Annotated in this window: 11 protein-coding genes; all 11 read left to right on the forward strand. The window is 47.4% G+C overall.

Annotation, left to right across the window (positions count from 1 at the left end; all coding sequences use genetic code 11):
- Position 1 precedes the first annotated feature (1 nt).
- The 11 genes from ACYVD3_RS12700 (at position 2) to ACYVD3_RS12750 (ending at position 15,664) form a co-directional block, all read left to right on the forward strand.
- Positions 2–982, forward strand: coding sequence for a GNAT family N-acetyltransferase (locus tag ACYVD3_RS12700; protein WP_460642889.1), 981 nt, complete (start codon positions 2–4; stop codon positions 980–982).
- The gene (locus ACYVD3_RS12705) at positions 979–1,683 is read left to right on the forward strand and encodes a PIG-L deacetylase family protein (RefSeq protein WP_460642890.1); all 705 of its coding nucleotides are present in this window, start codon (positions 979–981) and stop codon (positions 1,681–1,683) included. Before ACYVD3_RS12700 ends, ACYVD3_RS12705 begins: the two co-directional genes overlap by 4 nt.
- Positions 1,684–1,694: 11 nt before the next feature.
- A complete protein-coding gene (locus ACYVD3_RS12710) occupies positions 1,695–2,837 on the forward strand; it encodes an exo-beta-N-acetylmuramidase NamZ family protein (protein ID WP_460642891.1) in 1,143 nt (380 codons plus the stop codon).
- Positions 2,830–4,419 carry a beta-N-acetylhexosaminidase gene (nagZ, locus tag ACYVD3_RS12715; RefSeq protein WP_460642892.1) on the forward strand — a complete coding sequence of 530 codons (1,590 nt, stop codon included), beginning with the start codon at positions 2,830–2,832 and terminating at the stop codon, positions 4,417–4,419. The genes ACYVD3_RS12710 and nagZ overlap by 8 nt, the downstream gene beginning before the upstream one ends.
- 230 nt (positions 4,420–4,649) lie before the next feature.
- Positions 4,650–5,645, forward strand: a complete 996-nt coding sequence (add, locus tag ACYVD3_RS12720) for an adenosine deaminase (protein WP_460642893.1) — start codon at positions 4,650–4,652, stop codon at positions 5,643–5,645.
- Positions 5,646–5,699: 54 nt separating this feature from the next.
- Positions 5,700–8,024 (forward strand): RelA/SpoT family protein, encoded by a 2,325-nt coding sequence (locus ACYVD3_RS12725; RefSeq protein WP_460642894.1) that lies wholly within the window; start codon positions 5,700–5,702, stop codon positions 8,022–8,024.
- Positions 8,025–8,101: 77 nt separating this feature from the next.
- Complete coding sequence (locus tag ACYVD3_RS12730; protein ID WP_460642895.1) at positions 8,102–8,746, forward strand: MBL fold metallo-hydrolase; 645 nt, start codon at positions 8,102–8,104, stop codon at positions 8,744–8,746.
- A 130-nt stretch (positions 8,747–8,876) separates the two neighbouring features.
- Positions 8,877–10,331 (forward strand): coproporphyrinogen dehydrogenase HemZ, encoded by a 1,455-nt coding sequence (gene hemZ / locus ACYVD3_RS12735; RefSeq protein WP_460642896.1) that lies wholly within the window; start codon positions 8,877–8,879, stop codon positions 10,329–10,331.
- Between the two features lie 78 nt (positions 10,332–10,409).
- On the forward strand, positions 10,410–11,669 hold the full coding sequence (hisS, locus tag ACYVD3_RS12740) for a histidine--tRNA ligase (RefSeq protein ID WP_460642897.1): 1,260 nt from the start codon (positions 10,410–10,412) through the stop codon (positions 11,667–11,669).
- 169 nt (positions 11,670–11,838) lie between these two features.
- Complete coding sequence (aspS, locus tag ACYVD3_RS12745; protein WP_460642898.1) at positions 11,839–13,629, forward strand: aspartate--tRNA ligase; 1,791 nt, start codon at positions 11,839–11,841, stop codon at positions 13,627–13,629.
- Between the two features lie 205 nt (positions 13,630–13,834).
- Entirely contained in the window at positions 13,835–15,664 is a 1,830-nt protein-coding gene (locus ACYVD3_RS12750) for a 5'-nucleotidase C-terminal domain-containing protein (protein ID WP_460642899.1), read from the forward strand.
- Positions 15,665–15,671: the final 7 nt, after the last annotated feature.

The raw sequence follows: 15,671 nt of genomic DNA on the forward strand, positions 1-15,671 counted from the left end.
TATGAAATTTTTGGATTTGAATAAAGAGAATGCAGGAACTGCCCATGAGTTGTTTGAAGATGCGGTCAGAGCAAAAGAGGTATTGTTTCGGTCATTTGAGAATCAGAGTGCCTTTTGCAGGTTTTTTATGGAAGACCCGGCAGATGAGGTATATAAAATCACCATTCTGGAGGAACAGGGCCGGGGATTTGCATCCGGCTGCTTCTTAGGCGGCGAGAACAGGGCCTATCTTTCCATGATTGTTGTAAAAAAGGAAATGCAGAGACAGGGAATCGGAAAAACAATGCTTGCATATCTGGAAGACAGACTTCGGAAGGAAAGCGGAGTTTCAAGGATAGAGATTGTTTTTTTTAATCCTATGACGTTTTCCTGGTATATTCCCGGGAAAAAAACGGCGGATCATCCCAATGCTCCGGGAGTGGATGTGGGGAGCAATGCCTATCTGTTTTTCAAAAATTGCAGGTACCGTGATTATGCCATGCAGAACAGCTATTATCTGGCTCTTGATGACTACGGTGTGCCGGATTTTGCGGCAGACATCCTACAGGAGCTGGAAAAAGAGGACATTAGGATTGAAATTTATGATTCCGGCAGGCATTACGGCATGGAGGAAATGATACATAAGTTTAATAATCCTTTGTGGGAGAGAGACATTCTGGGGGAGACGGCAAAGGGAGAAAACAGCCGCCCCATTCTGATCGCAGCACACAATGGTAAAGTGATCGGTTTTACAGGGCCGCTGGATGTAGAACAGAGGGGGAGAGGTTATTTTTGCGGAATCGGCGTGGATCCCGATTACCGGGGTAAAAAAATATCAACGGTCCTGTTTTGCAGGCTGTGCATAAGCTTAAAGGAAATGGGAGCAGATTTTATGAGTCTTTTTACCGGAGAGAATAATCCGGCAAGAAATATTTATGAGGCCGCAGGCTTCCGGATCGTGAGGACTTGGGCGGATATGAGAAAGGAATGGAAGGACGGATGAGCGGGGAAAGAAAGTGCATCATGGCAATAGGCGGCCATGTGGGGGATGCGGAGCTGACAAGCGGCGGATTTCTGGCAACCATGGCATTAAAAGGTTATCGGATCGTTACGGTAGCATTGACCGGCGGGGAAAGAGGGAACCCGCCTGGTGTGCCGGTAAAAGAATACAGAATACAAAAAGAAAAGGAAGCCCTTTCCTTTGCCGAAATGCTGGGAGGGGAGGCAGTGGTATTTTCTTACACAGATGGAGAATTGCCGGATAATGAGGAAGTGAGATTTCAGCTTTGCGATGCAATCCGGAAATACCGGCCTGCTGCATTGCTGACCCATTGGAAGAACAGCATGCACAAAGATCATGAAACGACCCACAGGATCGTAAAGGATGCCCAGTTTTTTGCAGGACTTTCCGGGCTTGAAAGGGAATGCGGCGCTCATTTTGCAAAAGGACCCTATTATGCGGAAAACTGGGAAGATTCGCCAGGCTTTGAAAAATATATTTATCTGGAAGTATCAAAAGAAGGATTTGAACTATGGAAAAAGGCCATTGACACCCATTGGTTTGCAATGCACAGCCCATCCTTCCCCTATAAAGAGTATTATGAACATCTCATGAGGGTAAACGGCTGTCTGGCAAGAACCCAATACGCGGAGGCCTTTGATATGGATCAGGAACAAAAAAAGGTGATGCTATCAGAATTGTAAAGAGGGACAATATGGTAAAAAACGGGATCGATTGTGTGGACCGCTGGCATAAGGCCTTAAACGGGAAACGCCTGGGTCTGGTCACTTCTGTTTCAGGCGTTGACAGGCATTTAAATTCTACTATCGACATACTTCATAAAAAGTACCGGCTAACGGCCCTGTTTGGGCCGGAACACGGAGTCAGAGGAAATATAGGAGCAGGCGGGGATGTTGAGAATTACATGGACCCGGATACGGGATTGCCTGTATATAGCCTGTACCGGAAAAATTCAAAGAGGCTGACCAGGGAAATGCTGGATCAGGTAGATGCTGTTGTATATGATATTCAGGATCTGGGGGTCAGATATTACACCTATATATCGACGATGATCTATGCACTGGAAGAGTGTGCAAGGTTTGAAAAGGAACTTATTATTTTGGACCGCTATAATCCTCTGGGGGATCAGGTGGAGGGCAACTGCTTAAAACCGGGATTTGAAAGCTTTATAGGGGCATATCCTCTGTGCATGCGCTATGGCCTTACGGTGGGAGAACTGGCCCTTATGGTAAATGAGGAGAAAAACCTTGGCTGCCGGCTGACGGTAATTCCCTGTGAGGGCTGGAACAGGCATACCATGCATCCGGAAACCGGTCATGTGTGGGTGATGCCAAGTCCGGGAATGCCAAGATATGAGACTGCACTGGTGTATGCAGGGACCTGCCTTTTTGAAGGAACAAATATTTCAGAAGGAAGGGGAACTACGGCACCTTTTGAAATTATCGGTGCGCCATTTGTGGATGCAGGTAAGCTTGTGAAACATATGACAGAGAAAAGACTTCCGGGCGTGTTGTTTTCTCCGGCTTATTTCACTCCGTATTTTTCAAAGTTTAAGGAAGAAGCCTGCGAAGGAATCCATATTCACGTTATTGACAGCCAAACCTTCCGGTCCACACTTTGCGGTCTGGAGCTTCTTGATGTCTTTCAGACCATTTATGAAGACCGCTTTGCTTTTCTTGATCCTTATGAGGGAAGCACCAGGCCAATGGAAGATCTTTTGTTCGGGTCGGATCAGTTGACAGCGAAAAGAGCTTCAAAAGAAGAATTGCTGGCCGGATTCGAAAGGGATGCAAAAGCGTTTTCAGAACGCAAAAAAGCATATCATCTATATGAATGAAAGGGATAACAGGACCATGGGAGAAATGACATTAAAACAAAAGATCGGACAGATGATTGTGGCCGGTTTTCCTGCCGGGGAATTAAGCGAAGAAATAATAGGGCTGGTAAGAGAGTATAAAGTGGGGAACGTGATATTATTTTCCCATAACGTTGCAAGCAGGGATCAGCTAAAGGCACTTTGTGATTCTATTCAAAAGCTGGTCAAGGAAGAAACCGGAGAATATGCCTTTATCACCATTGACCAGGAGGGGGGAGTTGTAAGACGGCTTCCGGAAGGATCGGTCAACATACCGGGAGCAATGGCCCTTGCACAAACCGGAAATAAGGAAAATGCATATGAAGCGGCACTCCTTACTGGGCAGGAATTAAGAAAGCTGGGGATCAATTTCAATCTGGCTCCGGTTCTGGATATTAATAGCAATCCGGATAATCCGGTAATCGGTGTGCGAAGCTTTGGACCGGACAGTGCCGTGGTAACCCAATACGGCTGTGAAATGGTGAAAGGATACTTAGATTCCGGAATCATGTGTTCGGTAAAGCATTTTCCGGGACATGGGGATACGGCAGTGGATTCCCATCTTTCCCTGCCCTGCATCAGGAAATCCTATGAAGAACTGGAACAGGAGGAACTGATCCCGTTTAAAGAAGCCTTCCGCTACGGGGCCACGGCCGTAACCCTTGCTCACATTCTGTTTCCCAAAATTGAAAAGGAAAATTTACCCGTAACCATGTCCGAAACCATGATCCAGGGAATTTTAAGAAACAGGCTGGGCTTTCAGGGGCTGGTGATTTCGGATTGCCTGGAAATGAATGCTATTAAAGAATATTTTGGCACTGCGTTGGGAGCCAAAAAGGCCATTATGGCAGGCGTGGATCTGATCTTTATTTCCCATACGGCAGGCCTTGCAGCAGAAGCGGCAAGGGAAATAGAAAAGGCGGTGGAATCCGGTGAAATCCCCATGTCCCGGATCGACGATGCCGTGGAACGAATCCTTGCATACAAAAAAAGATATGGGTCACCCAATGCAGATACGGGAAAGAAATCCCAAAAGCATCCCCAGGAGTTTGTAAAATCACTGTTTCGCGACAGCGTACGGTTTACCAACCGGGAAAGGGAATATTGCCATCTGCTGGGAGAAAATCCTGTATTTCTAAGCAGTTTTGCTTATCGTTCCACGTTGGCCTCCAGTAGTGTAATGGATGATCTGCTGTTTGCAGCATTTATGCAGGAAAGGTTTGGAGGAGATGCCTATTCTTTTTCCATTGATCCGGATTCCGGGGAAATAAACGAAATACTGGAAAAGGTAAAAAGAAAGGAATATACGAATCTTGTGATCGGCACTTACAATGGGCATCTTAACCGTGGACAGAGTGCCCTTGCAAAAGAGCTGGAAAAATTAAGGATCCCCATGGTTATGGCAGCGTTTCGAAATCCCTATGATCTGGACGAAGTCGGTGATGGGGCCGATAAAATAGCGGCATATGAATACAGCAGGCAATCCTTTGAGGCGATGGTGCCATTGCTGAAGCAGTTCGGCTGTAAAAGGGGAAATTCCACGGAACTGCATATGATACTCTGATGGAGGACAATGTGCATTCCTTTTTCACATATGGTTTACGTGCCCTTTTTTTATGGGGCACGTTTTTAATTTTATTGTCAGAAAAGTTCTTCCTTTTGGGCAGGATAGAAATAGTGTAAGTATTTGGTTGGTCCCCAATATGCCATTAAGCGGCGGAGTATGTTATGAAATAATTGTTACTTTTCCCGTAGTATGATAAAATGTTTTCATTAACAGAAGGAGGGATCGTTATGAAACGATTGGAAACAGACCTTCATCTCCATTTGGACGGCTCTTTATCCATTGAGACGGTAAGGCTGCTTGCGGCGCAGATTGGATATGACTTTGAAGGGCAGGGCGGAAGGAAAAGCCTTGTTGCAGGGGAAAACTGTGAAAGCCTGGTGGATTATTTAAAGTGCTTTGATCTGCCGGGAATGCTGCTTCAGACAGAAGACGCGCTGGAACTGGCTTCCCGTCACTTGACAGAGAAGCTGGCTTCCCAGGGACTGATCCTCAGCGAGATCCGCTTTGCGCCCCAGCTTCATACGGGAAAGGGACTGACAAAGGAAAAAGTGCTGGAAGCGGTCATAAGAGGAGTGAAGAAGGGCACAGAAAAGTCCCGGATGAAGGCTGGTATTCTTCTTTGCGCCATGGTAAACGGGGCGGACCGGGAAAATGAGGAAACCTTTGAACTGGCCAAGGCCTATCTTGGGAAGGGTGTAGTGGGAGTGGACCTTGCAGGGCCGGAAGGGATGATCCCCATGGAGCATTTTGAACCTCTCTTTAAGGAGGCCGGACAAAAGGGCATCCCCTTTACCATCCATGGGGGAGAGTGCGGAGATTATGAAAATATCGTAAAGGCGGTCCATTACGGGGCAAAAAGAATCGGGCACGGATGTGCGGCAATCCGGTCGGAGGCATGTATGGACCTTATAAAAAAGGAAAAGATTACCTTAGAGATGTGTGTGGTCAGCAACCTTCAGACAAAGGCGGTTCCCTCCATAGAGGACCATCCTTTGAAGGCCTTTTATGACAGGGGGATCCGGATCACCTATAACACGGATAACATGACCGTTTCAGATACTACCCTGGAAAAGGAAGCGGAACTTATTAAGAAACACATGGGATTTACAGAAGCAGATCTAAGGCAGATGAACCGGTATGCCCTGGAAGGGGCTTTCCTTGAAGAAGGGGAAAAAGAAAAAATAATTGCATTTTTCGACAAAAATAATTATAATAAATGTTAACTACGTTTAAAAGCAGGTGAAAACCAGGAATGCTACAAAAAAAGGTGACGGTAAATGGCAGATAATCCAAAAATAGAACAGAATAGTTTGGCAGCTTTGGAATTGGAACATCCGGGGGAGCGGAAAGTGGATATAGATCTGGAGGCTCCGGCTGATTTTACCAGCCCGGATGCACTTTATGAAGAGCTGGTCCACAGCATAAGGAGATATCACCCTTCCGATGATATCACCATGATAGAAAAAGCATATCATATCGCGGATGAAGCGCATAAGGACCAAAGGCGCAAATCGGGTGAACCTTATATCATTCACCCTCTTTGTGTTGCTATTATTCTGGCTGATTTAGAGATGGATAAGGAGACCATTGCCGCCGGGATCCTTCATGATGTGGTAGAGGACACCATCATGTCCTTAGATGAGCTGAAAGCGGAATTCGGGGAAGAGGTGGCGCTTTTAGTGGACGGCGTCACCAAGCTGACCCAGATATCCTGGTCCATGGATAAGATGGAGATCCAGGCTGAAAACTTACGGAAAATGTTTTTGGCCATGGCAAAAGATATCCGTGTCATCATCATCAAGCTGGCAGACCGTCTTCATAACATGCGGACGCTTCAGTACATGAGACCGGAAAAACAAAAGGAAAAGGCAAAGGAGACCATGGAAATCTATGCTCCCATTGCCCACCGCCTTGGTATTTCCAAAATCAAGATCGAGCTTGATGACCTGTCTTTAAGATATTTACAGCCGGAGATCTATTTCGAACTGGCGGAAAAAATATCACTGAAAAAGGATGCCAGGGAAACCTTTGTAAAGAGCATTGTGGATGAAGTGCAGGACCATTTAAAGTCCGGCGGGATCGAAGGCAGGGTGGATGGCCGTGTGAAGCATTTCTTCAGCATCTATAAGAAGATGGTGAACCAGAACAAGACCCTGGATCAGATTTATGACTTGTTTGCGGTGCGGATCATCGTGGACAGCGTAAAGGACTGTTATGCTGCCCTTGGAGTGATCCATGAGATGTATAAGCCAATTCCCGGCCGTTTCAAGGATTACATTGCAATGCCAAAGCCCAACATGTACCAGTCCCTTCATACCACCCTCATCGGAAACAACGGGCAGCCCTTTGAGATACAGATCCGTACTTATGAGATGCACCGTACAGCAGAATACGGAATTGCCGCCCACTGGAAGTATAAAGAAAGCGGCAGCGGACAGGTGGCAGCAGGCAAAGAGGAAGAGAAGTTAAGCTGGCTGCGCCAGATTCTGGAATGGCAGAAGGACATGTCCGACAACAAGGAATTCTTAAATATGGTAAAAGGAGATTTAGATCTGTTCTCCGACAGTGTTTACTGTTTTACCCCCTCAGGGGATGTGAAGAATCTTCCCGCGGGTTCCACGCCCATTGATTTTGCATACTCCATCCACAGCGCAGTAGGCAACAAGATGGTGGGAGCCAGGGTTAATGGAAAATTAGTGAACATTGAATATGTGATCGAGAACGGGGACCAGGTGGAGATCATCATCTCCCAGAACAGCCGGGGCCCCAGCCGGGACTGGCTCAATGTGGTGAAGAGCACCCAGGCCAAAAACAAGATCAACCAATGGTTTAAAACAGAGCTGAAAGAAGATAACATCCTTCGCGGCAAGGATATGGTAGACCGTTACTGCAAGACAAAGGGGATCACTTATTCTGAGATCAACAAGCCGGAATACCAGGAAAAGGTCATGAAGCGCTATGCCTTCCGTGACTGGGAATCCGTTCTTGCTTCCATCGGACACGGGGGCTTAAAAGAGGGCCAGGTCATCAATAAGATGGTGGATGAGCGGAATAAGAAGCTTAAGAAGGATGTGACCGACAACAGCATTTTAAATGATATTGAGGACATGAGCAGCAGGCTGCCTGTGAAGAGGCGTACCGGCAGCGGAATCGTGGTAAAGGGGATCCATGACCTTGCAGTCCGCTTTTCCAAATGCTGCAGCCCGGTGCCGGGAGATGAGATTGTGGGCTTTGTGACCCGGGGACGGGGAATTTCCATCCACAGAACAGACTGCGTCAATGTCTTAAACCTGCCGGAGGACGAAAGGAATCGTCTTATTGATGCGGAATGGCAGCAGGCTGAGGGCGATGACACCAAAGAGCGGTATTCCGCGGAAATTAAGATATTTGCCAACAACCGGATCGGCATGTTTGTTGACATATCCAAGGTGTTCACAGAAAGACAGATCGACATCACCTCCATGAACTCCAGGACCAACAAGCAGGGAAAGGCCACCATTACCATGACCTTTGATACCCATGGCGTGGAAGAACTGAGAAAGCTGGTGGATAAGCTGAGACAAATCGAAGGGGTCATAGACATTGAGAGGACTGCGGGATAACGCAGTTTTCTCTTTGTTTTCGGAACCGGATCTGCACCAAAGCTGCATAAAGACAATTTCAGTTAGGAGATAAAGATATGAGTGATTTCAGAATAAAGACCTATCCTGTAGGCCAGCTTGGGACCAATTGCTATGTGGTGTACCGTGAATCAATTAAAAAGGCGGTAATCGTGGATCCGGGCGGAGACGGGACATATATCCTGGACATGTGCAGAGAACTTTCCCTGATACCGGAGGCAGTTTTACTGACCCATGGACATTTTGATCACATTCTGGCTGTGAAAGATATGAAAGAGGCATTCCCTGAGGTGAAGATTTTTGCCGGAGATAAGGAAAAGGGGCTGTTGGAGGATCCGGCTGTCAATCTGTCCTCTGCTTTTGGAAAGGCATGTACGGTCAGTGCAGACGAATATGCAGAGGATGGAGCCATTCTTTCCCTTGCAGGGCTGACCTTTCACGTTCTGTTTACCCCCGGCCACACCGCAGGTTCAGTCTGCTATCTGATCCCAGAGGAAAGCGTCCTCATAAGCGGAGATACCCTTTTTTCAGGATCATTGGGAAGGACGGACTTTCCCACGGGAAATCAGTCCATGATCTTAAGCTCCATCAGGGAACGGCTTTTTGCCCTGCCTGAGGATATTCTCGTTTATCCGGGACATGGGGAGGCGACAACCATCGGCCATGAGAAAGTGCACAACCCGGCGGCATTATACAGAGGATAGAAAGCACCTTCCAGATGTCCGGCTATGCCCGGTAAAACGGGGCGTTCAAGACCATGGAAGGATTAAGAGGAAATCATCCTGCGGGTATCCCTGTATGCCCAAAAAGCATGGGCGGAAATGAGGAAAAGACATGATAGGATTAATATTAGACGACCAGTCCTTTGAACAGGATATCAGGGAGCTTTTGATGGCCTTTTATCCTGGAGAGGGGTTTGTCCATAAGGAAAGCCAGCCGGAGACATACCGCCTTCTTGTCCGGGGACGGAAAAGGGAAGCTGCCTTTGAACTGACCATTCAGGATTTTGAGAAAGGGATCACAAGGTCTTCCTCCATTGAGGCAGACTTTTCTGACCGCTTTGATACCAAGAACCGGATCAAGCGGATGCTTTACGCCATGGTCCGGGAGCTTACGGGAACCTCCCTGCCCTGGGGAACTTTAACCGGAATCCGGCCCACTAAAATTGCCATGACAAAGCTTTCCCAGGGGGATACGGAAAATGAAGTCCGCAGATACATGAAAGATACCTATTTGACCAGTGACGGGAAAATAGATTTAAGCCTGGAGATTGCCGGCCGGGAGATGGAATTGCTTTCCTCCATTGATTACAGCCGGGGCTACAGCCTGTATATAGGAATTCCTTTCTGCCCCACCACCTGCCTTTACTGCTCCTTCACTTCGTTTCCCATCGGACAATGGGAAAAGCGCATGGAACAGTATCTGGAGGCCTTATTTAAGGAAATGGATTATACGGCGGAGAAAATGGCAGGTAAGACCCTTGATACGGTCTATATCGGCGGAGGTACGCCTACTTCCCTTTCCTCCCTTCATTTAGAAAAGCTCATAAGTAAGCTGAAAACCACCTTTGATTTTACAAAAGTCAAGGAATTTACCGTGGAAGCCGGACGTCCGGACAGCATTACCCTGGAAAAGCTTCAGGTTTTAAAACACCACGGTGTAACCCGTATATCCATTAATCCCCAGACCATGAAACAGGAAACCCTGGATCTCATCGGCCGCCGTCATACCGTAGACATGGTAAAGGACCGGTTTCACATGGCCAGGTCTTTGGGCTTTGACAACATCAACATGGACTTGATCATCGGCCTGCCGGAAGAGGATATGGAAGATGTGGTCCGCACCATGGAGGAGATTCAGGCTCTTGGTCCGGATGGAATTACTGTTCATTCCCTTGCTATTAAGCGGGCGGCCCGCCTTAACATGTTTAAGGAAAAATACGGGGATTTAAAGATTACAAATACCCAGGAAATGATAGATCTGACTGCTTCTTATACCAGGGCCATGGGACAGGAGCCTTATTATCTTTACCGTCAGAAAAACATGGCCGGCAATTTTGAAAACGTGGGCTATTCCCTTCCAGGCAAAGCCTGCATCTATAATATTTTAATTATGGAAGAAAAACAGACCATTGCAGCCTGCGGGGCAGGAACCACCACCAAGGTGGTATTTCCCTCTGAAAACCGTTTGGAACGGGTGGAAAATGTCAAGGATGTGGAACAATATATAGCCAGAATCGACGAAATGCTGGAAAGAAAAGAAAAAATGCTTGCAAAATTAGAAATGTAATTTACAATAGAGGCATGATTTGCTTAAGAAAGTCCAATGGGGCTTCCCCAAAACTAAGAAAATAACGGAGTGAACGAGATGGCATTAAAAAAGAAACCGGTTACCGGAATGAAGGATATTCTTCCCGCCGAGATGCAGGTGCGGGAATATGTGATGAACCAGATACGTGAAACCTATGACGGCTTCGGCTTTCATTCTATCGAGACTCCCTGCGTGGAGCACATTGAGAACCTGACCAGCAAACAGGGCGGGGACAATGAAAAGCTGATTTTTAAGATCATGAAGCGGGGAGAAAAGCTGAATCTGGAGACCGCACAGGCGGAAAACGATCTGGTTGACAGCGGCCTCCGGTATGATCTGACCGTTCCCTTATCCAGATATTATTCCAACAATGCGGCGGCTCTTCCTGCGCCTTTTAAATCCCTTCAGATGGGAAGCGTATGGAGGGCGGACCGTCCCCAGAAAGGGCGTTTCAGACAGTTTGTCCAGTGCGACATTGACATATTGGGAGATTCCACCAGGCTTGCGGAGATCGAACTCATCCTGGCTACAACCACCCTCCTTGGAAAGATCGGCTTTAAAGGATATACCGTAAGGATCAACGACCGGAATATTTTAAAGGGAATGGCTGCCTTCTGCGGCTTTCCGGAAGAAGCTTATGACCAGGTATTCATCATTCTGGATAAAATGGACAAGATCGGCAGCGAGGGCGTGGCAAAGGAGCTGGCGGAAGCTGGGTATGACGAGGGAAATATCAAAAAATATTTATCCCTTTTTGAATCAGTGACTCCCGATGCTTCCGGCGTGCGCAGCCTGGGCGAAGCCTTAAAGGATGCCATGGATCAGGAACAGGCGGAGAACCTGGCAGCTATTATCGACAGCGTGAGCCAGATTTCCACCAGCCAGTTTCACATCGTCTTTGACCCCACTTTGGTGAGAGGGATGTCCTATTACACAGGAACTATTTTTGAGATCCAGGTGGAGGGCTTCCCAGGCTCTGTAGGCGGCGGCGGCCGTTATGATAAGATGATCGGCAAATTCACGGGCATGGATACACCTGCCTGCGGCTTTTCCATTGGGTTTGAACGGATCATCACCATCCTCATGGATGAGGGCTTCACGGTTCCCGGAAAGGAAGATAAGGTGGCATTCCTGATTGAAAAGGGTGTCAGTGATGAGGTGATGAACGGGGCCATTAAAGAGGCAATGGAAGAACGGGCAAAGGGTGTGACCGTTCTGGTTTCCCAGATGAATAAAAATAAAAAATTCCAGAAAGAAAGCCTTCAGAAGGAAGGATATACACAGTTTAAGGAATTTTATAAAGACGCATTTAAATAAACAGATCAGGAGGAACGCCCAAGGGGCATACCTATATGTCCAAATGGCATGGGCAGGAAAGAGGAACGCCCAAGGGCATACCTATATGCCCAAATAGCATGGGCAGGAAAGAGGAACGCCCAAGGGCATACCTATATGCCCAAATAGCATGGGCAGGAAAGAGGAAATTATGGCAGAATCAATGTTAGGCTTAAAAAGATCCCATAGATGCACAGAGGTTACGAAGGCCAATGTGGGCAGTGAAGTCACGATTATGGGCTGGGTTCAGAAAAGCAGGAATAAGGGAGGGATCATTTTCGTTGATTTAAGAGACCGTTCCGGGATCCTGCAGATCATTTTTGAAGAAAGCGACTGCGGAGCAGAAAGCTTTGCAAAGGCTGAAAAGTTAAGGAGCGAGTTTGTCATCGCAGTGACCGGTGAAGTGGAAAACAGGGCCGGAGGCGTTAATGAGAACCTGGCAACAGGCGGCATTGAAGTGCGGGCAAAGAGCTTAAGGATCCTTTCCGAATCCGAAACACCTCCCTTCCCCATTGAAGAGAACAGCAAGACAAAAGAAGAACTGCGGTTAAAATACCGTTACCTGGATCTTAGAAGACCGGATATCCAGAGAAACCTCAGGGTGAGAAGCCAGGTCGCCACCTTAACAAGGGCATTTTTAGCGGAAGAGGGATTTTTAGAGATCGAGACCCCCACCCTCATTAAGAGCACGCCGGAAGGCGCCAGGGATTATCTGGTTCCAAGCCGTGTTCACCCAGGCTCTTTCTATGCCCTGCCTCAGTCTCCCCAGCTATTTAAGCAGCTTCTCATGTGCTCCGGCTATGACCGCTACTTCCAGTTGGCCAGATGCTACCGTGACGAGGACTTACGTGCCGACAGACAGCCGGAATTCACCCAGATCGACATGGAGCTGTCCTTTGTGGATGTGGAGGACGTACTGGAAGTCAACGAAAGGCTGTTAAAGAAATTATTTAAAGAGATCTGCAATTTTGATATTCAGCTTCCCCTTACGAGGCTGACCTGGAGAGAGGCCATGGACCGCTTTGGCTCCGACAAGCCGGATATGCGTTTTGGAATGGAGCTTAAGAATGTTTCTCAGGTGGTAAAGGACACGGAATTTGCAGTGTTCAAGGGCGCACTGGAAAACGGCGGTTCTGTCCGTGGCATCAATGCTGAGGGACAGGGGGCCATGCCGCGTAAAAAGATCGATGCACTGGTAGAATATGCAAAGGGCTTTGGTGCTAAGGGACTGGCTTATCTGGCTGTGAATGAAGACGGAACCTATAAATGTTCTTTTGCAAAATTCATGACAGAGGAGGAGCTTCACACTCTGGCAGAAGCAATGGGAGCAACGGCGGGAGACTTACTTTTATTTGCCGCAGACAGGGACAAGGTAGTATTTGACGTACTTGGAAATTTAAGGCTGGAGCTGGCAAGACAGCTTGACCTTTTGAAAAAGGATGTCTTTAAGTTCTTATGGGTAACGGAATTTCCGCTGCTTGAGTATTCCGAGGAGCAGGGACGCTTTACCGCCATGCACCATCCCTTTACCATGCCAATGGATGAAGACTGGGCGCTTATTGACACAGATCCGGGCGCTATCCGGGCAAAGGCATATGATATCGTGTTAAACGGCACGGAGCTGGGTGGTGGTTCTGTCCGTATCCATCAAAGCGATATCCAGTCCAGGATGTTTGAAGTACTGGGCTTTACAAAGGAAGAGGCCAAGGATCAGTTCGGCTTCCTCCTGGAGGCGTTTAAATATGGCGTTCCTCCTCATGCGGGGCTTGCTTACGGCCTGGACCGGGTGATCATGCTGATGGTGGGCGCAGACAGCATCCGTGATGTGATCGCGTTCCCCAAGGTAAAGGATGCCTCCTGCCTGATGACAGAGGCACCTGGGCAGGTGGATACAAAACAACTTGTGGAATTGGGAATAGAAATCAGGGAAGAAAACGAATAATTGAGTCATGAGGGATGTCCCTCTGCCGAAAATGTCAGTTTAAGGCGGATGGACATCCTTTTTTTGTATTTATGTCACCTTAATTAATGAAAAAGCCTGAGAAAGAGGTGAAATTATAGAAAAATATCGAAATAATTATATACTAATTTTACATTTATCTGATATAATAGAGGAAAATGTACTTTTCAAAAGGAGGGTTTCAAAAATGAAAGGAAGTAAGAAAAGAAGGTTTCTGTCACTATGGCTGGCTCTGCTCATGGTCATGTCCCTGACGACGGGCATATCCTTTTCCTCTCTGGCAGCAGACCGGGATATTGTAGTCCTTTACACCAACGATGTCCACTGCGGGGTCGATGGCAACATAGGATATGCGGGATTGGCTCTCTATAAAAAAGAGATGCAGGCCCAGACTCCTTATGTGACGCTGGTTGATGCCGGAGATGCTATTCAGGGCGCACCCATCGGAACACTGTCAGACGGAGGGTATTTGATCGACATTATGAATAAGGTCGGTTATGATTTCGCCGTGCCTGGCAATCATGAGTATGACTATGGGATGCCCCGTTTCCTGGAGTTGGCAGGAAAGTTAAGCTGCGGCTACCATTCCAGCAATTTCATGGATTTAAGGACAGGCTCCACGGTATTTGCTCCTTATAAGATTTTTACATACGGAGATACGAAGGTTGCATTTGTAGGAGCTACTACGCCGGAAAGCTTTACCAAATCCACACCGGCTTATTTCCAGGATGGAAACGGAAATTACATTTATGGTTTCTGTGAAGATGAAAACGGGCAAAAGCTCTACACCCAGATCCAGTCCGCTGTAAACGGCGCAAGGGCAGAAGGGGCTAATTACGTAATCCTGGTAGGCCATTTGGGCGAAAACGGGACAACAGACCGTTGGACCTCTGACAGCGTGATCAAGAATACCACAGGCATTGATGCATTAATTGACGGCCATTCCCATGAGGAATATGGAAAGTACGTAAAAAATAAGGATGGCCAGGACGTGCTTCTTACCCAGACAGGTACAAAGTTAGAGAACATAGGAAAACTGACTCTCCGCACCGACGGAACCATCACCAGCGAGCTGGTTTCACAGGTTTCAGCAGGAGCAGGTACCAGTTCTTATACGGTAAAAAGCGGTGATTCCTTAAGCAGGATTGCAAAGAAAGAATTAGGTTCTTATAACCGCTGGAAGGAAATCTATGAAGCAAACAGGGACAAGATTAAGGATCCAAATGTCCTTACTGTGGGAGTCCAGCTTGTAATTCCAGGCAAGAGCGCTGTGACGGCTGATGGAAAGGCCATTGACTACGATACAGACCAGTTCATAAAGGCGATCCAGGCTCAGTACAATGAGACATTAAAGACTGTGATCGGACATACGGATGTGGAACTTACGGTCAATGATCCGGCCACCGGAAACCGTGCGGTCAGAAGCGCAGAGACAAACCTTGGTGATCTGTGTGCCGATGCATACCGTTATGTACTTGGAGCAGATATTGGCTTTTCCAACGGCGGCGGCGTGAGAGCCAGCATAAAGGCCGGAAACATCACTTACAATGATACCCTTACCGTATTCCCGTTCGGAAATATGGGCTGTGTTGTGGAAGCAACCGGCCAGCAGATCAAGGATGCCCTGGAAATGGCATCAAGGAACTGTCCGCAGGAGAACGGCGGGTTCCTTCAGGTATCAGGTCTTACCTATACCATTGATACCTCCAAGACTTCCAATGTGCAGTTAGACGAAAAGGGCAATTTTGTGAAAGTAAACGGAGCATACCGGGTAACCGATATCATGGTAGGCGGTGCTCCTCTTGATGTGAATAAAGCTTATAAGGTTGCCTCTCATAACTACATGTTAAAGTCCGCCGGTGACGGCATGACCATGTTTAAGGGAAGCAAGGTTCTCCTGGATGATGTGTTGACTGATGTAGATCTGCTTTCTGCTTACATCCGCAGCAATTTAGGCGGAAATGTAGGGGCTGATTATGCAAATCCGGCAGGACAGGGCAGAATCACCATTAAATAGTAAAGAT

This window comes from Lacrimispora brassicae, assembly GCF_054772055.1.

Excerpts from the sequence above, each read along its gene's own strand:
- hemZ (WP_460642896.1), top strand. The coding sequence starts at position 8,877 with ATGATAGGATTAATATTAGACGACCAGTCCTTTGAACAGGATATCAGG.
- ACYVD3_RS12725 (WP_460642894.1), top strand. The coding sequence starts at position 5,700 with ATGGCAGATAATCCAAAAATAGAACAGAATAGTTTGGCAGCTTTGGAA.
- add (WP_460642893.1), top strand. The coding sequence starts at position 4,650 with ATGAAACGATTGGAAACAGACCTTCATCTCCATTTGGACGGCTCTTTA.
- ACYVD3_RS12750 (WP_460642899.1), top strand. The coding sequence starts at position 13,835 with ATGAAAGGAAGTAAGAAAAGAAGGTTTCTGTCACTATGGCTGGCTCTG.
- ACYVD3_RS12705 (WP_460642890.1), top strand. The coding sequence starts at position 979 with ATGAGCGGGGAAAGAAAGTGCATCATGGCAATAGGCGGCCATGTGGGG.
- nagZ (WP_460642892.1), top strand. The coding sequence starts at position 2,830 with ATGAATGAAAGGGATAACAGGACCATGGGAGAAATGACATTAAAACAA.
- ACYVD3_RS12730 (WP_460642895.1), top strand. The coding sequence starts at position 8,102 with ATGAGTGATTTCAGAATAAAGACCTATCCTGTAGGCCAGCTTGGGACC.
- ACYVD3_RS12700 (WP_460642889.1), top strand. The coding sequence starts at position 2 with ATGAAATTTTTGGATTTGAATAAAGAGAATGCAGGAACTGCCCATGAG.
- ACYVD3_RS12710 (WP_460642891.1), top strand. The coding sequence starts at position 1,695 with ATGGTAAAAAACGGGATCGATTGTGTGGACCGCTGGCATAAGGCCTTA.
- hisS (WP_460642897.1), top strand. The coding sequence starts at position 10,410 with ATGGCATTAAAAAAGAAACCGGTTACCGGAATGAAGGATATTCTTCCC.
- aspS (WP_460642898.1), top strand. The coding sequence starts at position 11,839 with ATGGCAGAATCAATGTTAGGCTTAAAAAGATCCCATAGATGCACAGAG.